Genomic DNA, 22,010 nt, shown 5'->3' with positions numbered 1-22,010 from the left:
CCTTCGTCCCGCCCGTGGGCCCCGAGCCCACCACCCGGGCGCGAGGGTGTCAATGCGCGTGGCCGTTGTGACGGATATGCCGGATGTGCCGCATGAGGTGTCTGGTGCGCAGCCCGGGAGGTTTCGGGTGGCCGAAAACCGCGCATACCCGACGTGCGCGGGAACGGTATGTGACCCACGGCACGTTGGGCTCGTTGTCATAACGCCTACGTCACGTCCACGCCTGCTCCCGCGCCCGCTGGGTAGGCCTGCTGTGTCCTGTTGTCCACGGCCAGGAGGCCACCGTGCCCGCTTCCGCGCAGCTTCTGCTCTCCGCCCTCTCCAAACAGGTACCGAGCCCCACGGGTCCTGATCCGCTGACCGGTGATCCGCTGACGAGTGAACCGCCCCTGACCGATGTCGCGCCCCTCATGATCAGCGAGCTGCCGCTCGCCGACGTCTCCCACCTCATCGGCGAGCAAGGGTTCGCCGACGCCGCCCCGCTGACCAGCGAGCCTCCGCTCGCCGATGCCACCCCGCTCACGAGCGAGCCACCGCTCGCCGCCGTCGCCCCTCTGACCAGCGAGCCGACAGCACCCGGCACCGCAGGGGGCATGGAGTCCCCAGGAGTCTGAATGGGCTTGTCCCGGCTCGCCGCACTGCACGGCGTCGCCACCTCCTTCTCCCCGTCCGCGGATGTCACGGTGTCCGTCCCCGACGACACGGTCAAGGCCGTGCTCGCCGCGCTGGGCGTCGACGCCGCCACCCCCGCGGGGGTGGGGAGATCGCTCGTCGCCGCCGAATCGGCAGCGGCCTCCCGACTGCTCCCGCCGACGGTGGTGACCTGGGCCGGGGAGCCGCTGCCGCCCGCCCTGGCCGCGCTGCCGCCCGGCGCGACCCTGACGATCGAGCCCGAGAACGAACCGGGAAGCACCGAGGCTCCGCCACCGCTGCGGATGCAGGTTCCGGCAGCCGCAGCGCCATCCCGGACGGCCGGGAACGCGCCGCGCACCCCCTCCTGGTGGAGCGAACCGCCCCTGGGCGTCCATCGGCTGACCGTCCGTGCCCCGGACCACCGCTATGCCACGGCCACGCTCGTCGTCGCACCCGACCGCGTACCCCAGCCGCCCGCCCGCACGCACGGTTTCCTCGTCCAGCTCTACTCGCTGCTCTCCGCCCGGTCCTGGGGCATGGGCGACCTGGCGGACCTGGCCGACCTCGCCGCATGGTCCGGACGGACCCTGCAGGCCGGCTTCGTCCAGGTCAACCCGCTGCACGCCGCCGTGCCCGGCAGGCCCACCGACCCGTCCCCCTACCGCCCCTCCTCGCGGCGCTTCCCCGACCCCGTACATCTGCACATCGAGTCGGTACCGGAGTACGGGCACGTATCGGACAGGGCAACGCTGGACGATTTGCGCCAGGACGCCGCGTCACTCTGCGAAGCGGTCCTGAACAAGGGGGCCCTGATTGACCGCGACGCTGTCTGGGAGCTCAAGAAGCAGGCCCTGGAGCTCATCGTCCAGGTCCCGCTGCCCCCCGGCCGCCGCGCCGCCTACTGCGACTTCCTGGCCGCGCAGGGGCAGGCCCTGGAGGACCACGCCCTGTGGTGCGCCCTGGCCGAGGTGCACGGATCGAACTGGCGCGGCTGGCCCGAGGGACTCCGCGATCCGCGCTCCCCGCAGAGCGCCCGCGCCCGCACCGATCTCCTGGACCGGGTCGACTTCCACTGCCGGCTCGCCTGGATGACGGACACCCAGCTCGCCGCGGCCCAGAGTGCCGCGCGGGACTCCGGGATGGCCGTCGGGATCGTCCACGACCTCGCGGTCGGCGTCCACCCCGACGGGGCCGACGCGTGGGCACAGCAGGACGCCTTCGCGCACGGCATGTCCGTCGGAGCGCCCCCGGACGCCTTCAACGCGCACGGCCAGGACTGGGGGCTGCCGCCCTGGCGCCCGGACGCGCTCGCCGCGTCCGGCTACGCCCCCTACCGCGGCCTCCTGCGCGGTCTCCTCGCCCACGCGGGCGCCCTGCGCATCGACCACGTCATGGGGCTGTTCCGGCTCTGGTGGGTTCCCGAGGGCAGCCCGCCCACCGAGGGCACCTATGTCAGCCATGACGCGGAGGCGATGCTCGCCGTTCTCGTCCTGGAGGCGCACCGCGCGGGTGCCGTCGTCATAGGGGAGGACCTGGGCACCGTCGAGCCCGGCGTACGGGAGGCGCTGGCCCGGCGCGGGGTGCTCGGCACGTCCGTGCTCTGGTTCGAGCGCGACTGGGAGGGCACCAGGCGCCCCCTGCCCCCGGAGCGCTGGCGCCGGGACTGCGTAGCCACCGCCACCACCCACGACCTGCCCTCCACCGCCGCCCGGCTGACGGGTGAGCACGTGTCGCTGCGCCACCGGCTGGGGCTGCTCACCCGCCCCCTGGAGCAGGAGCTGGCCGAGGACGCCACGGACACCGCCGAGTGGCTGGCCTATCTGGCCCGGCTCCGGCTGCTGCCCGAGGGCGACGGCGACGAGGAGGCAGCCGTGCGCGCCGTCCACCGCTTCCTGCTGCTCACCCCGGCCCGGATGGCCGGGGTCTGGCTCCCGGACACCGTCGGCGACCGCCGCCCGCAGAATCTGCCCGGCACCTGGGACCAGTACCCCAACTGGCGTCTGCCCATCGCCGATGCCCAGGGCCACCCGGTCACCCTGGAGGAGATCGCCGCATCGCCCCGGCTGCACAGGCTGATGGAGGTTCTGAGACCTGGCGCGGACCGGCCGTAGGGCCTGTACGGCACCCCCGGGCGCGCGCCGCTCCCAGGCGTTCGCTACGTTTGCACCGTGGACAAGAAGAACGCTATGCGCGCCGGCGCCGTCGCGGCCGGTACGACGCTGATGATGCTGCTCATGTCGTCCCCCGCGCTCGCTCTCACCCGCGACGACGGTGACGACCCGGGTCAGGGGCTGAACGTGATGGAGACCCTCGGTCTCTACGTCGCGGCGCCCATCGTCCTGTTCCTGGCGATCGTGGGCCTCGTCATGGTCCTCGACAAGTCCAAGAAGCAGGCCTAGCACCCTCTCGCCACACCCCTCTTCACGGGTGCGCCGCCGGTACGAGGTACCGAGCGGCGCACTGGCATGTCCGGATCCCGGTAGGTTTCGGCCATGACCGAGTGGGACGTCAAGAAGCTCCGCATCCTGCGCACCCTGCGCGACCGGGGCACGGTGACCGCGACGGCCGAGGCCCTCCTGATGACCCCGTCGGCCGTCTCGCAGCAGCTCACGAACCTCGCCAAGCAGCTCGGTGTCCCCCTTCTGGAGGCGCAGGGCCGCCGCGTCCGGCTCACCGACGCCGCACACCTCGTGCTGCGCCATGCCGAGGCGGTCTTCGCCCAGCTGGAGCGGGCCGACGCCGAGCTGACGGGCTATCTGCGCGGTGAGGCGGGCCAGGTGCGGGTCGGCGCCTTCTCGACGGCTGTCCCCGCCCTCGTGGTACCGGCCGTCCGGCTCCTGGCTGCGGACCGCCGGCCCTCGCCCCAGGTGCGCGTACGGGAGGCGGAGGCGGCGCAGGCGTACGAGCTGCTCTCGGCGGGCGAGGTGGACCTCGCGCTCTCCCTGGCGGCGCACGCCCCCACGGCCCGCGACCCCCGCTTCACCCTCGTACGGCTCCTGGCGGACCCGCTGGACGTGGCACTGCCCGCGGACCACCCCTTCGCCCGGACCCCAGGTCTGCGCCTGGCCGACCTCGCCGCCGAGCCCTGGATCTTCGGCGGTTCCGGCCCTTGGTCGCAGATCACCACAGCCGCCTGCGAAGCGGCCGGCTTCGTCCCCGAGCAGGCCCACAGCGCCTCCGGCTGGACCGCCATCCTCGCCATGGTGGAGGCGGGCATGGGCGTCGCGCTGATTCCCCGCATGGCATCGGCCGCAGACCGGCCGCGCGAGGGTGTGGCCATGCGGGTCCTGGACGCCGACCGGCCGCGCCGCCACGTGGTGGCGGCGGTGCGGCAAGGGGCCGAGCGTGGACCGGCGGTGGCGCGGGTGCTGGCAGCGCTGGAGCAGGTCGCTGGTGAGCAGAACCGATGAGCAGGACTGCCGGGCGGGTGAAGCAGGGCTGATCAGCAGGACTGCAGGACCGGTGAAGCAGGACCGGTAAGCAGGACTGCAGCACCGGTGAAGCAGAACCGGTAAGCAGAACTGAACGAACTGTACGAAAACTTTCGATGGACCTGATTGGTCTCTCCGTACGACAGTCGTCGCATGACCTTCGACGCGAACGAGAGCACATCCCAGGACACCGACCCCCATGCCAATGACGCGGCCCCCTACGGCGGCGGCGACCCGTACGCCGACTACCGCACCGCCACCGGCCTCGCGTTCACCGACCTCGTCGACCTCGCGGACCGCCGCCTCGGCGCGGGCGTGATCGCCGCCGACGACGAGTTCTTCGCCGAGCGCGAGAACCTCCTGATCCGTGAACCCGCCGTCTTCGACCCCGAGCGCTTCGGCCACAAGGGCAAGATCATGGACGGCTGGGAGACCCGCCGCCGCCGTGGTGCGGACGCGGACCACCCCTTCCCCGCCCTCGAGGAGCACGACTGGGCGATCGTCCGCCTGGGCGCCCCCGGGATCATCCGCGGCATCGTCGTCGACACGGCCCACTTCCGCGGCAACTACCCGCAGCGCGTATCGGTCCAGGCGACGGCCGTCGAAGGCGCCCCGAGTCCCGAGCAGCTCCTCGCCGACGACGTGAAGTGGGAGGAGATCGTCCCGCAGACACCCGTGCGCGGCCACGCGGCCAACGCCTTCGAGATCACCGGAGACCGGCGTTACACCCACGTCCGCCTCTGCCAGCACCCCGACGGCGGTATCGCCCGCCTCCGCGTCCACGGCGAGGTCGTTCCCGACCCGGCCTGGCTCGCCGCGCTGGGCACGGTCGACCTGCTCTCGATCCTCAACGGCGGTACGTACGAGGACGCCTCGGACCGCTTCTACTCCTCACCGGCGCAGATCATCCTGCCCGGCACCTCCCGCAAGATGGACGACGGCTGGGAGAACCGCCGCCGCCGCGTCCGCGACACGAACGACTGGGTACGCTTCCGCCTCCCCGCCCAGGGTGCCGTGCGCGCCGTCGAGATCGACACGGCCTACCTCAAGGGCAACTCGGCCGGCTGGATCAGCCTCCACGGCCGCGACGGCGACACGGGCGAGTGGTTCGAGATCATTCCCCGCACCCGGCTCCAGCCCGACACCCTGCACCGCTTCGTCCTGGACACCGAGGCCGTGGTCACCCACGTCCGCCTCGACGCCTTCCCCGACGGCGGCGTGGCGCGGATGCGCCTGCACGGCACGCCGACGGAAGCGGGAGCGGCCGAACTGGCCCGCCGCTACGAGGATTCGGCCGGCTGACGGCTGCGCCCCCGGCTGACTCCCCCCGACCCCGCCCGGCGGACGGCTGCGCAACAGCGCCTGCCCGCCGGGCGGTTTCCACTTCCTAAGCGGTCGCTGCCGCCGAGTCGGCCGACTGAGCCCTGAGCGCGCGCTCGACGCCCGCCCTGGACTCCGACATCAGCCGGCGCAGCGCCGCGCTCGGCTCGGCCGAGGCCAGCCACGCGTCCGTGGCGTCCAGCGTGGCCCCGGAGACCTGGAGGGCCGGGTACAGGCCCACCGCGATCTGCTGGGCCATCTCGTGGCTGCGCGAGTCCCAGACGTCCTTCACCGCGGCGAAGAACTTCTCCGTGTACGGGGCGAGGAGCTCACGCTGGTCGGTCTGGACGAAACCACCGATGACCGCCTCCTGGAGGGCGTTCGGCAGCTTGTCGGACTCGACGACCGAGGCCCACGCCTCGGCCTTCGCCTCCGCGGACGGCTGCGCCGCACGTGCGGACGCCGCGTGGCGCTCGCCCGCGGCCGTCCTGTCGCGCTCGTACTCGGCCGCGATCTCCTCCTCGTCCAGGAGGCCCGTCGCGGCGAGCCGATGCACGAACGCCCAGCGCAGCTCCGTGTCGACGGCCAGACCCTCGATCTCCACCGTGCCGTCCAGCAGGGACTGCAGCAGGTCGAGCTGCTGGGGGTTGCGGGCCGTGGCCGCGAAGGCACGGGCCCAGGCCAGCTGGTGGTCGCTGCCCGGCTCCGCCGCGCGCAGGTGCGCGAGCGTCGCCTCGGTCCACTGGGTCAGACCCGCCTCGCGCCACTCCGGCGCCGCGTAGAGGTCGAGGGCCAGCTTCACCTGGCGGTGCAGCGACTGGACGACCCCGATGTCCGTCTCCTTGCTGATCCCGGAGAGGACCAGTGCCAGGTAGTCGCGCGTCGCCAGCTCGCCGTCCCGCGTCATGTCCCAGGCGGAGGCCCAGCTCAGGGCGCGGGGGAGGGACTCGGCGAAATCGCCGAGGTGCTCGGTGACGACGGCCAGCGACTCCTCGTCGAGGCGGACCTTCGCGTACGACAGGTCGTCGTCGTTGAGCAGGACGACCGCCGGGCGTGCCGTGTCCGCCGGGAACGGCACGGTCGTGCGCTCGCCGTCCACGTCCAGCTCGATCCGGTTCGTACGGACCAGCTTCCCGGCCGCGTCGAGGTCGTAGCAGCCGATCGCGATCCGGTGCGGACGCAGCGTCGGCTCTCCCTTCGCGCCGGCGGGGAGGGCCGGGGCCTCCTGGAGAACGGTGAACGAGGAGACGTGGCCGTTCGCGTCCGTCTCGATCTCCGGGCGCAGGATGTTGATACCGGCCGTCTCCAGCCACGCCTTCGACCAGGTCTTCAGGTCACGGCCGGAGGTCTCCTCCAGCGCGCCCAGCAGGTCGGACAGGCGCGTGTTCCCGAACGCGTGCGCCTTGAAGTACGCCTGGACACCCTTGAAGAACGCGTCCTTGCCGACGTACGCCACGAGCTGCTTCAGGACCGAGGCGCCCTTCGCGTACGTGATCCCGTCGAAGTTCACCAGGACGTCGTCGAGGTCCCGGATGTCCGCCATGATCGGGTGCGTCGAGGGCAGCTGGTCCTGCCGGTACGCCCACGTCTTCATGGAGTTGGCGAACGTGGTCCAGGAGTGCGGCCACTTCGACCCCTCGGCGTCCGCCTGGCACGCGATGGAGGTGTACGTGGCGAACGACTCGTTCAGCCAGAGGTCGTTCCACCACTCCATGGTGACCAGGTCGCCGAACCACATGTGGGCCAGCTCGTGGAGGATGGTCTCGGCGCGCGTCTCGTACGCCGCGTCCGTGACCTTCGAACGGAACACGTACTGGTCGCGGATGGTGACGGCGCCCGCGTTCTCCATCGCGCCGGCGTTGAACTCCGGGACGAAGAGCTGGTCGTACTTGGCGAAGGGGTACGCGTAGTCGAACTTCTCCTGGAACCAGTCGAAGCCCTGCCGCGTGACCGCGAAGATGTCGTCCGCGTCGAGGTACTCGGCGAGCGACGGACGGCAGTAGATGCCGAGCGGCACCGACTGGCCGTCCTTCTCGTAGCTGCTGTGCACCGCGTGGTACGGGCCGGCGATCAGGGCCGTGATGTACGTGGAGATGCGCGGCGTCGGCTCGAAGGACCAGATGTCGTCCTTGGGCTCCGGCGTCGGCGAGTTGGAGATCACGGTCCAGCCGGACGGCGCCTTCACGGTGAAGGTGAAGGTCGCCTTCAGGTCGGGCTGCTCGAAGCTGGCGAACACCCGGCGGGCGTCCGGCACCTCGAACTGGGTGTAGAGGTAGGCCTGCTCGTCGACCGGGTCGACGAACCGGTGCAGTCCCTCACCGGTGTTCGTGTACGAGCAGTCGGCGACGACCTTCAGCTCGTTGGTACCCGCCTGCAGGTGCTTCAGCGCGATCCGGGAGTCGCGGAAGACGGCGGCGACGTCCAGCGCCTTGCCGTTCAGCACGACATCGTGCACGGCCGGGGCGACCAGGTCGATGAAGGTCTCCGCACCGGCCTCGGCGGATTCGAAGCGCACGGTGGTGACGGACCGGTAGGAGCCGCCCTCCTGCGCTCCGGAGAGGTCGAGGTCGACCTCGTATGCGTCCACGGTCAGCAGGCGCGCCCGCTCCTGTGCCTCTTCGCGGGTCAGATTCGTGCCAGGCACGCGGTCATCTCCTTGATATGCGATGTTTTTGGCCATCCTTCCACGTGGGGGACGCGCAGCGCGATGTCCGTTTTCCGCCGGACCGGTGGAGACGTTCGGGCCACCCTCGGAGCATGACCACCTATGAGGCACGACCGATCGCCCCCACCGCCCTCGACGACCTCCGCAAGGCGGACGACGCGGACAGGCCCTGCGTCCCGTACACGGCGACGGAGGGCGGCGAACCGCTGCGCTGCTGCCTGCGCGCCGCCGGGCCGGGGGAGCGGATCGCCCTCGTCTCGTACGCGCCGCTGAGGCGCTGGGCGGCGGAGACCTGGGCCAGGCCGGGGGCGTACGACGAGCAGGGTCCCGTCTTCATCCACGCCGAGGCGTGCGAGGGGCCGGCGGCGGCGCCGGACGGCTACCCGTTCTCGCGGGCGGGCGCGCTGCGCACCGTCCGCCGCTACGACGCGGACGGCCACATCGTCGGCGGCCGCCTGCTGGAGATCCCGGCCGACGAGGAGCGTGGCTACGACGATGCCCTCGCGGAAGCCTTCGCCGACCCCGAGGTGGCGCTGGTGCACGTGCGGGCCGTGGAGTACGGGTGCTTCCACTTCGAGGTGCGACGCGGGTAGCACCCGAACCCTCATTCGGGTAGCCATTCCGCTCCTACCGTTGGTAGCATTAGGAGCATGAAGATCAGTGTGAGCTTGCCGCAGGAGGATGTCGCCTTCGTCGACGAGTACGCCGCGAAGACCGAAGCGGATTCCCGGTCGGCGGTGATACACGCCGCCATCGAGTTGCTTCGTTCCGCCAACCTGGAGGCCGATTACGAGGCCGCCTTCGCCGAGTGGGACGCAGGCGAGGACGCCGCGTTCTGGGACCGGTTCTCGGGGGACGGGATCGCCGATGAAACGCGGTGACATCTATTTGGTCGACTACGAGCGCGTGCGTGGCAGCGACGCCGACAAGGCCCGCCCCTCGGTGATCATCTCCAATGACGGAGCGAACGCCGTGGTGGCGCGAACGGGGCGAGGAGTGGTCACCGTCGTGCCACTGACCTCGAACGTTGCCCGTATCTATCCCTTCCAGGTGCTGTTGCAGGCCGGCGAGACCGGTCTGACGAAGGACTCCAAGGTGCAGTGCGAGCAGATACGCGCGATGGCTGAGGAGAGGTTCGTACGGCAAGTGGGTACGGTCCCCCGCCGGCGCATGACGGACATCGACGCGGCCCTGCGGCGGCACCTCGCCCTCTGAGGCACGTGAAAAGGGCGGCCCCCGGACACCGGGGGCCGCCCTTTTCACAGGGAGAGGGTCAGCCCTTGAGCTCGGCCGCCACAAGCTCCGCGATCTGCACCGCGTTCAGCGCCGCGCCCTTGCGCAGGTTGTCGTTGGAGACGAAGAGCGCGAGGCCGTGCTCGACGGTCTCGTCGACCCGGATGCGGCCCACGTACGAGGCGTCCTGGCCGGCCGCCTGGAGCGGGGTCGGGATCTCGGAGAGCTCGACACCCTCGGCGTCCTTGAGCAGCTCGTAGGCGCGCTCGACGCTGATCGGACGGGCGAAGCGGGCATTGATCTGCAGGGAGTGCCCGGAGAAGACAGGGACGCGGACACAGGTGCCGGACACCTTGAGCTCCGGGATCTCCAGGATCTTGCGGGACTCGTTGCGGAGCTTCTGCTCCTCGTCCGTCTCGAACGAACCGTCGTCGACGATCGAACCGGCCAGCGGCAGAACGTTGAAGGCGATCGGACGCCTGTAGACACCCGGCTCGGGGAAGTCGACCGCGCCGCCGTCGTGCGTGAGCTTGTCCGCGTCCGCGACGACCTTGGACACCTGGCCATGCAGCTCCGCCACACCGGCGACACCGGAACCCGACACCGCCTGGTAGGTGGCGACGGTCAGCGTCTCCAGGCCCGCCTCGTCGTGCAGGGGGCGCAGCACGGGCATGGCCGCCATCGTCGTGCAGTTCGGGTTGGCGATGATGCCCTTGGGGCGGTTGCCGATCGCGTGCGCGTTGACCTCGGAGACCACCAGCGGGACCTCGGGGTCCTTGCGCCAGGCCGAGGAGTTGTCGATCACGACGGCACCCTGGGCGGCGACCTTCTCGGCCAGGGCCTTCGACGTCGAGCCCCCCGCGGAGAACAGCACGATGTCCAGACCCGTGTAATCGGCCGTTGAGGCGTCCTCGACGGTGATGTCCGTGCCCTCGTACGTGATCGTGGAGCCCGCGGAGCGGGCGGAGGCGAAGAGCCGCAGTTCGGCGACGGGGAACTTCCGCTCGGCCAGGATCCTGCGCATGACTGTGCCGACCTGACCGGTGGCGCCGACGATTCCGACCTTCACAGGGACTCCTTCAAACGTACGAACGGGCACGGTTGCCACTCCATGATGCGTATGTCCCCGCCCACCTTGTCCAATCCATTGTCCGGCCCTCGGACGGCGACGTCCTCGGCAGGCGAACGTTCTGCCGCGCTCCCGCGTCGGAGGGGAAACACAATCAGGGGGAGGTGCTCCTTGCTGGGAAGGAAGGCGGCCGGCGCGGGGGACGATCCCCTGGGCCCGGCACAGGTGAACCGCGTCAGGGCGGTTCTTTCACTGGGCGGAGTTCCGTACTCCGACCTGCAGGACGGTGTGCAGCAGATACGGCTGCGCCTCCTGGAGCGCTCGGCGAGCGGCCGGGAAGCCCCCCGGGAGATCGGCGCCTGGGCGGCCGTGGTCGCCTCGAACCTGGCCGCCGACTGGCACCGGAGCAGGAACCGGCAGGCCCGGGTCGGCGCCCGGCTCGCCGCGCTGAGCCCGCCCGGCTCCGGCACGGAGGGTGGTCAGGAGGACCGCCTGCTGGCTCTCACGGTGGCCGAGGGGCTGGACGAACTGCCGGCACCGCAGCGCCAGGCCCTGGTCCTGCGGTTCTACGCGGACCTCTCGGTAGGGCAGATCGCGACGCAGCTGGGCATCCCGGAGGGAACGGTCAAGAGCCGCCTGCACGCGGCGGCCCGAGCGATGCGCGAGCGGCTCGCGCGGGTTCACGCGGACGAGGTGGTGTGACGATGGACACGGACGGGTCCGACGAGCTGATGGCCGTACTGCTGGGGCAGTCCGCGCCCGACCCGGGCGACGCGCCGGCCGCTGCGCGGTACGACGCCGCGAGGCGTGACATGACGGAGCTCCGCGAGCAGCTGCACCTCATAGGGGACCGTCTGGCCACCTCGGACGGCGCACCGGGCACCCTCACGCCTTCGCGTCCCCGGTGGGCGCGGAAGGGGCCACTCGCGCTCGCCGCTTCCGTGGTGATCGCCGCATGCCTGGCCGGGACCGGAATCCTCTGGTCGGTCGCCCAGCCGTCCGGGGAGCACGGTGACGTCAAACTGACCGAGGAGGGCCTGATGGCCTGCGCGCGGGTCGTCGCGGACGGCACGGTCAGCCGGACGGAACGGGTCGGCGGCCTCGTACGGGTCGTGCTGACGGTCGACCGGTACCTCAAACCGGACCGGGGACCGCGGGAGACCGCGTTCTTCGTCCCGGGCGAGGAGGAGGACTACTTCCGGCCGGGCAGGCCCATGGTCGTGATCGTCTCGCGCTTCCCCGGCGAGGGGGTCGAGTCCTTCATCGGTGAGGACCGGGCCGCCGCCTGGCAGTGGATGTCGGCCGCGCTGCCCGCCTCGCGCACCCTGGAGTGCACGGACCCCGGATGACGCACAGCGGGGCGGGAGCTCCCGGAAGAGCGCCCGCCCCGCTGCTCAGGTACGTCAGGCCGTTACGGCGTGACCTTCTCGATCACGACGCTGCCGGTGCCCGCCGCGGTGCCGCGGGAGTTCACCAGCTGCACCTCGCCGAAGAACTGACGGCCCTCGGGAGCCGCTCCGGCGACCACGACCTCGGCGCCGACCTGCGCGGACGCGCCGTTGGCCAGGGTCACGGCCTTCGACTCGTCGACGTTGATCGCGCCCAGCGACGGTGCGTAGTACACGTCGCGATAGTCGTACTCGGTGGTCCCGGCCGGGACCGAGTAGCCATCGATGACGACGGTGTACGTACCGGCGGCCGGCTTCACCAGGCTGACCGACTCCTCGGAACCGGCCGTCGTGGACGCACCGACCTCCGTGGCGCCGTTGTAGACGTACAGGTCGATGTCGGCGTTGGCGTCCGAGGTGCCACCGATGGCGAAGTCGAGCTTCTCGACGCCCTCACCGATGGTGACCGTGGTCTCGTACGTCTCACCCGTGGAGATCGACGGACGCTCGACCTTGGCCGAACCCAGCGAGCCGCCCTTGAGCGAGCCCTGAAGGTCACCGGCGTTGTTGGTGACCGTCCACTCCACCGCCGCCGGGGTGCCGATCTTCGCCTCGGCGATGGTCTTCACCGCCGGGTCGAAGGACGCGCCGAGCAGCGAGACATCCAGCTTGTACGGGTTGTCCAGCAGCGGCGACGTACGGCGGGACTCGACCTCGATCTCCCAGACGCCGGGCTGCGGGGCCTTGTAGGACCGCGTGTCCGGACGGCAGGTGTTGGCCGGGTTCTCGTAGTTCGGGTAGCAGAAGATCGTGGAGCTGTCCTCCACCGCCACCCCGTAAGGGTGGAGGGAGATGAACCGCGTCTGGCTGCCCGAGCGCAGGGCGCTCATCGCGACCTCGAGCGTCTCCGCGCCCTCCGGCACGTTCACGAAGTACGACGTGGTGCCGTTGCGCTGCACCGAGCCGGTCGTCGAGAACGCGTAACCCGGCTTCACCAGGTCCTTGGAAACGATGACGGTGGACAGGATCTGCTGGTCCACGCCGACGGTCTTGGCGTCGTCCACCTGCAGGATCGCGCTGTGCACACCCGCGGTGCGGGGCTTCGCCTCGACCTTGACGGTCACCGGCGTGCCGAGCGGCAGCGAGACGGTGCTCGAACCGGTCAGCTTGAAGGTGCCGTCGTTGTTCTTCCACGACAGCTTGTGCGCGACGTTGCGGTCCGGACCCGTGGTGCGGGTGACGGTGACGTCGTACGACTTCTTCTGGCCGGCCTGGAGGCCGCCCTCACGGTCGTACAGGCCGGTACCGAAGCCCGGGGTCTTCAGCGCGAAGTCGATCGCGGTGTCGACCGGGGCCTTCACCGAGTACTCGTGCGCCGGGGTGCCCTGCTTCTCGATCTGCTTCCAGGCACCGACGATGTTGATCAGACCGGCACCCTGGGCGTGCGCGGGCACGCCGTCGATGTGGGTGGCGGTGCTGGTCAGCGCGGTGCGCAGATCGGCCGGGGGCAGCTCGATGTTCTTCTGCTTCGCGGCGGACAGGAGCAGCGCCGTGGCGCCGGCGGCCTGCGGCGAGGACATCGAGGTGCCCTGCAGCATGGAGTAGCCGGCGGGCAGCGTGTAACCCGCCTCCTTGACCGGACCGCCGGGGAACCAGGTCTGGGTGGTGTTGATGGACGCACCCGGAGCCGTCAGGATCGGCGCGAAGCCGCCGTCCTCACGCGGACCGCGCGAGGAGAAGGGCAGCATGTCGTACTTCTTGGTGACGTTCGAGCCGTAGTTCGCGGCCCAGGTCTCCTTGGAGATGGACGCGCCGACGGAGATGACGTGGTCGGCGAGGCCGGGGTCACCGATCGTGTTGACACCCGGGCCTTCGTTGCCGGCCGAGATGACCAGCTGGACGCCGTAGATGTCGATGAGCCGCTTGTAGAGCTCGGCGCGCGCGTTGTTGCCGTCGTTGAGCGGCGGCAGGCCGCCGATCGACATGTTGACGACGTCGACACCGCGGTTCACGACGAGGTCGATCATGCCCTCGGTCAGCGCGATGTTGGTGCAGCCGCCGGACCAGGTGCAGGCACGCGAGGAGACGACCTTGGCGCCGGGCGCCGCGCCGTTCATCTTGCCGCCGAACAGGCCGTTGGCCGCGGTGATGCCCGCGACGTGCGTGCCGTGCTCGCTCTCGATGACGCCGATGTTGACGTAGTCGGCCTTGGTGCCGGCCGCGTCGAAGACGACGTTCTTGCGGGTCTCGACGACGAACGGGATGCGCTCGACGATCTGCGTCGCCGGGTTGTCCGTGCCGAAGTAGCCGACCTGGTGCTTGTCCTTGTACGGCTTGAGCGCGGTGTCGTTGCCGAAGTCCGCGTCGTTGTTCAGGTCGACGCGCACGGTGCCGGCGGTCGGGTCGTAGAGCACGGCCCAGACGTCGGTGGTGTCGCCGTCCCGGTTCAGGTCCCCGGCCATGTCGCCACCCGTGGTGGCGGACTCGGAGAAGAGCTGGATCTTGTAGGACCCCTCCGGCGCCGAGTAGGTGCGGCCGCCGATGGTGAACGTCGGACCCGCCACGGCCGCGGTCATCCGCAGCCAGGTGCGGTCGCCGTCGCTCACGGGGTCGGTTGCCGTCACCCAGTCGACGATCTTGCGCTCGCCGGTGGTGGTCTTCTGCAGCGCCGGGTGCGCGATGTCGACACCGGAGTCCAGGACACCGATGGTGATACCGCGGCCGTCGGCCTTCGGGTGCTGCTGGACGAAGTCGACCGCGCCCGTCTCGAAGGACGGGTTGTACGGGTTCTTCGCCGGCGTGTTCTTGCCGGGCGCCGGGTAACTGCCCGTGGCCTTCGGCTGCTTCGCACCGGCGGCCCGGTCGCCCGAGGGCGTCGGGTCGTCGAGCTTGATCTCCTGCTTGAGATCGATGCCGTACACGGACGACAGCTTCTGGGCGGCCTTGATGGTGGCCTCGGCCGTCGCGGTCGGCACGGTCGCCCGGACATAGCCGAGCTTGTCGTACGTCTGTCCCAGCACGGACCCCTTGACGGCGTCCAGCTGCTCGGTGACCTGCTCGGTCGCACCGGGGGCGGTGGCGACCATCATCGTGATGTTCTTCTCGCCCTTGGCCTCGGCCTTCGCCAGCACATCGGCGTCGGCCTCACCGAGCTTGTCGCCCTTGCCGCTCGTGGCGGCAGGCTTCACCGGCGTGGTCGCCGGGTCGTCGGCGGCGAAGACCGGGGCGGCGCCGGAGGCGGCCAGCGCGGCCACCAGACCGGCAGCGGCCGCGATGCGCGCGGCGCGTCTCGCCCCGGGTATGGAGCTGGGGGATTCCTTGGTCATCAGCATCCCTGAAGGTGAAAGAAAGAGAGGATCCGGAATTCGGTACCGGATGACCGCTCAGCCTTTCTTAAGAGGCGCGGTTTTGTGGAGACTTGGCGGCGGCGAGTAGTGGACATGGCGTACATTCGCCACCGGTTCCGATGCGTCATGTGGGACGAAAAGGGTGAATTTTTCCGCTCACCGCGGCAGGACCACCACGTACGCGGCCGGTTCGCGGTCGTCCGCCGCCATCAGGGCCGTACGCACCACCACCGCCTGCTGCGCCATCCTCTCGCGCAGCTTCTTCGCCGTGACACGCACGACCGTCACCCCGAGCCGCTCCAGGTGCTCCCGTTCCGCGGTGTACGTGACGTGCTCCTGGCGAGGGCTGCGGGTGCCGAGTTCGAGCGCGACGGCCTGCTCCGGCCAGTACGCGTCCACTCCGCCCAGGAACGTGCCGCCCTGCAGGTACAGATCCACGTTCCACAGCGGCTCCGGCAGACCGTAGCTGCGCACCATCTCGTACAGCCGGTCCTCCGCCACCGCCCTGCCCTCCATGAGCAGCGCGTCGACGGCCTCCACCACATGGGGCCTGCCCAGCAGCTTGGCCGCACTCAACTCCCGCACGACCGTTGCCGGTTCGCAGTGACCGCCCCGCACCGCCTCCGTCAGCATCCGGCGCACCGTGGGGGCGTCCGTGAGCCCGGCCACCGCATCCGCGAGGGCTCGCTCGACCGGGGCCACGGGCACTCCGAGCCGCCGGTCGGGCGCGGGCAGCGAGGCCGCCCGCTTCACACCGACGAAGCGGGTGGAGCGCAGCCGCCTCGTGCGCGGAACCAGCACGTCGATCCGGTGGAGAGCGATCATCGGCGGCGCGGACGCGAAGCCGTGCAGGGCCAGCGCCGCCAGCCCGGTGACCATCGCCTCGCCGTACCCCGGACCGGACTGGGCCGGCACGGTCCGCCGCGCGGAGACCGGTGGCCGGCCGGCGTACAACAGGGCACCGTGCAGGCGCTCCTGGCTCGTGGGCGGGCCCGGGTGCAGGAGGTACACGCCGGGCAGCAACTGCTGCCACGGGCCGCCCGGCAGGCACTGCGCGGCGGTCTGTGCGGCGGACACCCCCTGAGCGCGCAACTGCGCGGCGGACTGCACGCGTTGACGCACATCGTGAAGGGGGCGGGGTGGCAGCGGGGTGTTCTGGGTCATGCCCCGGAGGTTCCCGTACCTCTCAGGGGCGATGACCCCTGTTACGAAGCCGTCGGCATTTCAGGACAACGCCGTCCTAAAGTACGGCAGTTCGACTGCCGAAAAGAGCGGTCGCGCCGGGGATTGTGCGGCGGCCGCCCCGCACAGGTGTGCGGGGCGGCCGTGTCACCACATCAGGCTGCGGCGTCGCACTCCTGGCCGCGCAGCGCCCGCGCCAGGTCGTCCCGGGCCTCCAGGACCAGCCGCCGCAGCGCCGGGGCCGCGTCCGGGCGGGAGGTCAGCCACGCGTCCGTCGCCGCCAGCGTCGCGGGGTCGTCCTGCAGCCCCGGGAACAGCCCCTTGACGACGTCCATGCCGATCTGGATGGACCGCTCGGCCCACACCCGCTCGATCGCCTCGAAGTACGAGGCCGTGTACGGCGCCAGCAGCTCGCGCTGCGAGGACTGCACGAAGCCCGCGATCGTCGCGCCGGCGAGCGCGTTGGACAGCTTGTCCGACTCCACGACCGCCGCCCACGCCTGGTCCTTGACCGCGGCCGAGGGGCGCGAGGCCAGGCACCGTACGTGGTGGCGCTTGCCGGACGCCGTGTCGTCGCGGGCCAGTTCGGCGTCGATGGCCGGCTCGCCGGCCACCCCGTGCGAGGCCAGCGGCGACAGGAACGCCCAGCGCAGCTCCTGGTCGACATCCAGGCCCTCGATCACGGCCGTGTCGTCCAGCAGGCCCGTCAGCAGCTGGAAGTCCGCCTCCGAGGTGGCGACCGCCGCGAAGAACCGCGCCCAGGCCAGCTGGTGCTGACCGCCCGGCCCGGCGAGACGCAGCTCCCGAAGCGCACCCTCGGCCAGTGCCCGGCCGCCCTCCTCGCGCCATGCCGGCGCGGCGTAGTGAACGAGCGCGGACTGGACCCAGGCGTGCAGCATCTGGAGCACGCCGATGTCCGACTCCCGGCCGGCGAACGCCAGGACCAGGGACACGAAGTCGCGGGCCGGCAGCAGCGCGTCCCGGGTCAGGTTCCACAGCGCGGACCAGCACAGCGCGCGGGCCAGCGGGTCGGTGATGTCGCCCAGATGGTCCCGCAGGGTGGCGAGGGATCCCTCGTCGAAGCGGACCTTGCAGTACGTGAGGTCGTCGTCGTTGACCAGGATCAGGTCCGGCTTCTCGGCCCCGGCCAGCTCCGCGATCACGGTGCTCTCACCGGCGACGTCCGCCTCGGCGCGGGCGTACCGCACCAGCGAACCCTCCGGGGAGAGCCGGTACAGGCCCACCGCGACCCGGTGCGGGCGCAGCTCCGGGTGGGAGGGGGCAGCCCCCTGGAGCACCACCAGCTCCGTGATCCGGTCCGCCGCGTCGTATGTCACCGCCGGCGTCAGAACGTTGACGCCCGCCGTCTGCAGCCAGGAGCGGGACCAGGCCGTCATGTCGCGCCCGGACGTCTCGGCCAGCACCGAGAGCAGGTCCCCCAGCTGGGTGTTGCCGTACGCGTGCTGCTTGAAGTAGCGGCGCGCGCCCTCCAGGAACGCGTCCCGTCCCACGTACGCCACCAGCTGCTTCAGCACCGATGCGCCCTTGGCGTACGTGATGCCGTCGAAGTTCAGCTTGGCGTCCTCCAGGTCACGGATGTCGGCCGTGATCGGGTGCGTGGACGGCAGCTGGTCGGCGCGGTACGCCCAGGCCTTGCGGCTGTTGGCGAAGGTGATCCAGCCGTCGGTGAAGCGGGTGGCCTCCACCATCGAGAACGACCCCATGAAGTCGGCGAAGGACTCCTTCAGCCACAGGTCGTCCCACCACTGCATGGTGACCAGATCGCCGAACCACATGTGCGCCATCTCGTGGAGGATGGTGTTGGCGCGGCGCTGGTAGGAGGCCGAAGTCACCTTGCCGCGGTAGATGTACTCCTCGCGGAAGGTGACACAGCCCGGGTTCTCCATGGCGCCGATGTTGTACTCGGGCACGAAGGCCTGGTCGTACTTCCCGAACGGGTACGGGTAGTCGAAGTGGTCGTGGAAGAAGTCCAGGCCCTGCTTGGTGATCAGGAAGATGTCGTCCGCGTCGAAGTGCCGCGCGAGCCCTTTGCGGCACATCGCGCCCAGCGGGATCTCCAGCTTCGAACCGTCGTCGAACGTACGGGTGTAGAGGTCGCTCTCGCAGTGGTACGGACCCGCCACCACCGTCGTGATGTACGTCGAGATGGGCTTCGTCTCCGCGAACCGCCACTCCTCGCCCTCGTGGAACTCCTCCGCGCCGTTCGACCGGACCGTCCACCCCTCGGGCGCCGTGACCTCGAAGCGGTAGGGGGCCTTCAGGTCGGGCTGCTCGAAGTTTGCGTAGACGCGCCGGGCGTCGGCCGGCTCGTAGTGCGTGTAGAGGTAGACCTCGCCGTCCTCCGGGTCGACGAAGCGGTGCATGCCCTCGCCGGTCCGGCTGTACGCGCACTGCGCGTCGACCACCAGGACGTTCTCGCCCCCGGCGAGGCCGTCCAGTGCGATCCGGGCGCCGTCGAAGACGGCCGCCGGGTCCAGGGCCTTCCCGTTCAGCGTCACCGTGCTCACGGTCGGGGCCACCAGGTCGGCGAAGGTCGAGGCCCCCGCGCGTGCGGCGCGGAAGCGGATCGTGGTCAGGGAGCGGAACGTGCGCGGACCGGCGCTCCCGTCGGGCTCGCCGACGGCGGAACGCAGGTCGAGGGCGACCTCGTAACCGTCGACGGTCAGCAGCTCGGCCCTCTCACGGGCCTCGTCGCGGGACAGGTTCTCACCGGGCACGGAACACTCCTTTGTGTCTCATTCGAACAGCTTTGATCCTCGCATGCGGCCGAACACCCCGGTGTCCGGGAATGGCCGGAGCGCCCCGCGGTGTTCTGGAACTCAGGTGCGAGACGACCTCATGAGGAGAAACATGCCCGAGAACAGCACGTCGGACGGCAAGATCCCGGCGGACTTCTGGTTCGACCCGCTCTGCCCCTGGGCCTGGATGACCTCACGCTGGATGCTGGAAGTGGAGAAGGTCCGCGACGTCGAGATCCGCTGGCACGTGATGAGCCTGGCCGTCCTCAACGAGGACAGGCTGGACGAGCTGCCCGAGGAATACAGGGACATGCTGGCGAACAAGGCATGGGGCCCGGTCCGGGTCGTCGTCGCCGCCCAGCAGAAGCACGGCGACGACGTCGTCGGCCCCCTTTACACGGCGCTCGGTACCCGCTTCCACAACAAGGGCGAGGGCCCGACCCGCGAGGCCGTCGTGGGTGCCCTCGAGGATGTCGGCCTGCCGGTGGAGCTCGCCGAGTACGCGGACTCGGACACGTACGACAAGGAGCTGCGCGCCTCCCACAAGGAGGGCATCGACAAGGTCGGCCAGGACGTCGGCACGCCGGTCATCGCCGTGCCGGGTGCCGACGGCGAGCAGATCGCCTTCTTCGGCCCTGTCGTGACCCCCGCCCCGAAGGGCGAGGACGCGGCGAAGCTGTGGGACGGCACGCTGTTGGTGGCGTCGGTCCCCGGCTTCTACGAGATCAAGCGGACCCGTACGCAGGGCCCGTCCTTCGACTGACGTATCCGTGCGAGCCCGCACGGCCCCATGGAAGAACCCCCGCGAGTCATGTCCTCGCGGGGGTTCTTCTTTGATCCGCCTGCCGGGTGAAGGTTGAGAAGACGATCACGAGGCAGGACGTCTGCACACCGTCAGGGAGCGAGCAGGAGCACGTCCGCGCGCTCCTTGGCGGCCGCGTACCGCTTCGCCACGTCCTGCCAGTTGACGACGCGCCACATCGCCTCGATGAAGTCGACCTTCTGGTTCTTGTACTGGAGGTAGAAGGCGTGCTCCCAGGCGTCGAAGACCAGGATCGGGACCGAGCCCTGGCCGACGTTGCCCTGGTGGTCGTAGACCTGCTCGACGATCAGCCGGCCGCTGACCGGCTCGTAGGCGAGGACGCCCCAGCCGGATCCCTGCGTGGTGGCCGCGGCCTTCGTCAGCTGGGACTTGAAGCCGGCGTACGAGCCGAAGGACTCGGTGATCGCGTCGGCGAGGTCGCCCACACCGTCCGCCGCGAGGGGCTCGCCGCCGCCGTCGCCGGTCATGTTGTGCCAGTAGATCGAGTGCAGGATGTGGCCGGAGAGATGGAACGCGAGGTTCTTCTGGAGGCCGTTGATCGCACCCCAGGCCTCCTTGTCGCGGGCCTCTTCCAGCTGCTCCAGGGTGTCGTTGGCGCCCTTGACGTACGCGGCGTGGTGCTTGTCGTGGTGGAGCTCGACGATCTGCGGGTTGATGACCGGTTCGAGCGCCGCGTAGTCGTACGGGAGTTCCGGAAGCGTATACGTGGCCATAGGTTCGAACCCTCCAACTGCTGTCCTGTTGTTATTGCAAGTCGTTCGCAATTGCAGGCTAGCAGGAGGAGGGCCCGGAAGTGATCAGCCCCTGGTCCTAGGACCCCGGACCGTAGCCCCGCCGTGTGGACACCGACCGGCGGATGCCAGGGCGTGGGCAGGGTCGGCGGCGGGCGTCGCACGCCGACGGCCCGGAAAGGGAGTCGGTGCGTACGAAGGCACGAATGGGGCGCCCCGAGGAGGCCGCGGCACTGACCGGGCCGGCCCTGCGGTCGAAGGGGCACTGGGACTACGACGAGGAGTTCCCGGCCGCCTGCCGCGGCGAACTCACCGTCCGCCCGGCCGATGTGGGCCCCCGGCGGACCCAGGTCGCGGAGGAGGACGGGCGCATCCTGGGGTTCACCACCCTGGACGGAGACCCTCCCGAAGGTGCCCTCGGCATGATGTTCGTGGAGCCGGACACGATCGGCCGGGGCGTGGGCAGGACGCTGTTCGAACGCACCATGACGCAGGCACGGCGGCTCGGCTTCGCAGCGCTCACCATCGACGCGGACCCGAACGCCGAGCCGTTCTACGTGGCCATGGGGGCAGTCCGCATCGGCGCAACCCCGTCGGGCTCGATCCCGGGGCGCGAACTGCCGTTGCTCCGCTTCGAACTCGGATGATTCCCCTGGGCGTCACGCCTTCACGGGGACGCGCCCGGTAGGTCCCCCAAGCCCGGGTGCTGGGGCTGGTTCCTTCGGCTCAGCGGCCCGGCTGAGGGGAGCCCTCGGGTGCGGCCGCCTCCAGGTCGTCGATGCTGCCCGACATGATCGTGCGGACATGCTCGGTGATGTGCTCGGCGGGCCAGTCCCACCAGGCGACGGCGAGCAGCCGGGCGATGTCCGCGTCGTCGTACCGGGTACGGATCAGCTTCGCCGGGTTGCCGCCGACGATCCCGTAGTCCGGGACATCGGCCGTGACCACGGCGTCCGCGGCGATGATCGCGCCGTTCCCGATCCGTACGCCCGGCATCACCGTCGCCCGGTAGCCGAACCAGACGTCGTGGCCGACCACCGTGTCGCCCCGGACCGGCAGACCGGTCAGCAGGTCGAAATGGTCGGCCCAGGAGCCGCCCAGGGTGGGGAACGGGAACGTCGACGGGCCGTCCATGCGGTGGTTGGCGCCGTTCATGATGAAGCGCACCCCGGTCCCCAGCGCACAGAACCTGCCGATGACGAGCTTCTCCGGACCGTAGTGGTACAGCACGTTGCGGGTCTCGAACGCGGTCGCGTCATCGGGATCGTCGTAGTACGAGTACTCGCCGACCTCGATGAGGGCCGAGGTGACCAGGGGCTTCAGCTGCACCACCCGGGGCTGGCCGGGCATCGGGTGGAGCACGGTCGGATCGGCGGGGACGTGGCTCATGCGGGCACTCTCCCAGAGGACCCGTGCGGTGTGCACGGGA

The 22,010-nt window shown here is 70.5% G+C and carries 19 protein-coding genes; 12 read left to right on the top strand and 7 right to left on the bottom strand.

Features of this window, described 5'->3' with window-relative positions; all coding sequences use genetic code 11:
* Positions 1 to 284 precede the first annotated feature (284 nt).
* The 5 genes from ABZS61_RS02720 to alc all read left to right on the top strand — a co-directional run bounded on the left by ABZS61_RS02720 (position 285) and on the right by alc (position 5,366).
* The gene (locus ABZS61_RS02720) at positions 285 to 614 is read left to right on the top strand and encodes a hypothetical protein (RefSeq protein ID WP_356415011.1); all 330 of its coding nucleotides are present in this window, start codon (positions 285 to 287) and stop codon (positions 612 to 614) included.
* Positions 615 to 2,744, top strand: coding sequence for a 4-alpha-glucanotransferase (gene malQ / locus ABZS61_RS02715; protein WP_356415008.1), 2,130 nt, complete (start codon positions 615 to 617; stop codon positions 2,742 to 2,744).
* 75 nt (positions 2,745 to 2,819) lie between these two features.
* Positions 2,820 to 3,032 (top strand): hypothetical protein, encoded by a 213-nt coding sequence (locus ABZS61_RS02710; protein ID WP_356415153.1) that lies wholly within the window; start codon positions 2,820 to 2,822, stop codon positions 3,030 to 3,032.
* Between the two features lie 93 nt (positions 3,033 to 3,125).
* A complete protein-coding gene (locus ABZS61_RS02705) occupies positions 3,126 to 4,043 on the top strand; it encodes a LysR family transcriptional regulator (RefSeq protein ID WP_356415005.1) in 918 nt (305 codons plus the stop codon).
* A gap of 174 nt (positions 4,044 to 4,217) precedes the next feature.
* Complete coding sequence (gene alc / locus ABZS61_RS02700; protein WP_356415002.1) at positions 4,218 to 5,366, top strand: allantoicase; 1,149 nt, start codon at positions 4,218 to 4,220, stop codon at positions 5,364 to 5,366.
* An 85-nt stretch (positions 5,367 to 5,451) separates the two neighbouring features.
* Here the strand turns inward: alc and pepN (ABZS61_RS02695) are convergent, their stop codons facing one another.
* On the bottom strand, positions 5,452 to 8,028 hold the full coding sequence (gene pepN / locus ABZS61_RS02695; RefSeq protein WP_356415000.1) for an aminopeptidase N: 2,577 nt from the start codon (positions 8,026 to 8,028) through the stop codon (positions 5,452 to 5,454).
* Positions 8,029 to 8,141: 113 nt separating this feature from the next.
* Here pepN (ABZS61_RS02695) and ABZS61_RS02690 point away from each other — a divergent pair, with 113 nt between their 5' ends.
* Genes ABZS61_RS02690 through ABZS61_RS02680 form a run of 3 tightly spaced genes read left to right on the top strand, consistent with a single transcriptional unit; the run spans position 8,142 to position 9,264 of the window.
* Positions 8,142 to 8,642: a DUF1203 domain-containing protein gene (locus ABZS61_RS02690; RefSeq protein WP_356414997.1), complete on the top strand. Its 501-nt coding sequence runs from the start codon at positions 8,142 to 8,144 to the stop codon at positions 8,640 to 8,642.
* Between the two features lie 57 nt (positions 8,643 to 8,699).
* Positions 8,700 to 8,930: a ribbon-helix-helix protein, CopG family gene (locus ABZS61_RS02685; RefSeq protein ID WP_356414994.1), complete on the top strand. Its 231-nt coding sequence runs from the start codon at positions 8,700 to 8,702 to the stop codon at positions 8,928 to 8,930.
* Positions 8,917 to 9,264: a type II toxin-antitoxin system PemK/MazF family toxin gene (locus ABZS61_RS02680; protein ID WP_356414991.1), complete on the top strand. Its 348-nt coding sequence runs from the start codon at positions 8,917 to 8,919 to the stop codon at positions 9,262 to 9,264. The genes ABZS61_RS02685 and ABZS61_RS02680 overlap by 14 nt, the downstream gene beginning before the upstream one ends.
* A 58-nt stretch (positions 9,265 to 9,322) precedes the next feature.
* Here ABZS61_RS02680 and ABZS61_RS02675 read toward each other — a convergent pair whose 3' ends face one another.
* A complete protein-coding gene (locus ABZS61_RS02675; protein ID WP_356414987.1) occupies positions 9,323 to 10,351 on the bottom strand; it encodes an aspartate-semialdehyde dehydrogenase in 1,029 nt (342 codons plus the stop codon).
* A gap of 171 nt (positions 10,352 to 10,522) precedes the next feature.
* On the opposite strand from ABZS61_RS02675, the gene ABZS61_RS02670 reads away from it, so the two are divergent.
* Entirely contained in the window at positions 10,523 to 11,053 is a 531-nt protein-coding gene (locus tag ABZS61_RS02670) for a sigma-70 family RNA polymerase sigma factor (protein ID WP_356414984.1), read from the top strand.
* Between the two features lie 2 nt (positions 11,054 to 11,055).
* The gene (locus ABZS61_RS02665) at positions 11,056 to 11,700 is read left to right on the top strand and encodes a hypothetical protein (RefSeq protein ID WP_356414981.1); all 645 of its coding nucleotides are present in this window, start codon (positions 11,056 to 11,058) and stop codon (positions 11,698 to 11,700) included.
* Positions 11,701 to 11,762: 62 nt separating this feature from the next.
* Here ABZS61_RS02665 and ABZS61_RS02660 read toward each other — a convergent pair whose 3' ends face one another.
* The 3 genes from ABZS61_RS02660 to pepN (ABZS61_RS02650) all read right to left on the bottom strand — a co-directional run bounded on the left by ABZS61_RS02660 (position 11,763) and on the right by pepN (ABZS61_RS02650) (position 19,006).
* On the bottom strand, positions 11,763 to 15,071 hold the full coding sequence (locus ABZS61_RS02660; RefSeq protein ID WP_356414978.1) for a S8 family serine peptidase: 3,309 nt from the start codon (positions 15,069 to 15,071) through the stop codon (positions 11,763 to 11,765).
* A 171-nt stretch (positions 15,072 to 15,242) separates the two neighbouring features.
* The gene (locus ABZS61_RS02655; protein WP_356414976.1) at positions 15,243 to 16,250 is read right to left on the bottom strand and encodes a hypothetical protein; all 1,008 of its coding nucleotides are present in this window, start codon (positions 16,248 to 16,250) and stop codon (positions 15,243 to 15,245) included.
* Between the two features lie 173 nt (positions 16,251 to 16,423).
* Positions 16,424 to 19,006: an aminopeptidase N gene (gene pepN, locus ABZS61_RS02650; RefSeq protein WP_356414973.1), complete on the bottom strand. Its 2,583-nt coding sequence runs from the start codon at positions 19,004 to 19,006 to the stop codon at positions 16,424 to 16,426.
* A 133-nt stretch (positions 19,007 to 19,139) separates the two neighbouring features.
* On the opposite strand from pepN (ABZS61_RS02650), the gene ABZS61_RS02645 reads away from it, so the two are divergent.
* Positions 19,140 to 19,790 (top strand): DsbA family protein, encoded by a 651-nt coding sequence (locus ABZS61_RS02645; protein WP_356414970.1) that lies wholly within the window; start codon positions 19,140 to 19,142, stop codon positions 19,788 to 19,790.
* 131 nt (positions 19,791 to 19,921) lie between these two features.
* On the opposite strand, the gene ABZS61_RS02640 is transcribed toward ABZS61_RS02645, so the two are convergent.
* Positions 19,922 to 20,563, bottom strand: a complete 642-nt coding sequence (locus ABZS61_RS02640; RefSeq protein ID WP_124282381.1) for a superoxide dismutase — start codon at positions 20,561 to 20,563, stop codon at positions 19,922 to 19,924.
* Positions 20,564 to 20,787: 224 nt separating this feature from the next.
* On the opposite strand from ABZS61_RS02640, the gene ABZS61_RS02635 reads away from it, so the two are divergent.
* Entirely contained in the window at positions 20,788 to 21,228 is a 441-nt protein-coding gene (locus tag ABZS61_RS02635) for a GNAT family N-acetyltransferase (RefSeq protein WP_356414967.1), read from the top strand.
* A gap of 79 nt (positions 21,229 to 21,307) precedes the next feature.
* Here ABZS61_RS02635 and ABZS61_RS02630 read toward each other — a convergent pair whose 3' ends face one another.
* Positions 21,308 to 21,970 carry a CatB-related O-acetyltransferase gene (locus tag ABZS61_RS02630; protein WP_356414965.1) on the bottom strand — a complete coding sequence of 221 codons (663 nt, stop codon included), beginning with the start codon at positions 21,968 to 21,970 and terminating at the stop codon, positions 21,308 to 21,310.
* Positions 21,971 to 22,010: the final 40 nt, after the last annotated feature.

This window comes from Streptomyces sp. NPDC005566, assembly GCF_040605575.1.
In the GTDB taxonomy this organism is placed as follows: domain Bacteria; phylum Actinomycetota; class Actinomycetes; order Streptomycetales; family Streptomycetaceae; genus Streptomyces.
The sequence above is the reverse complement of the archived record's forward strand: the minus strand, read 5'-3'. Positions and strand labels throughout refer to the sequence as shown.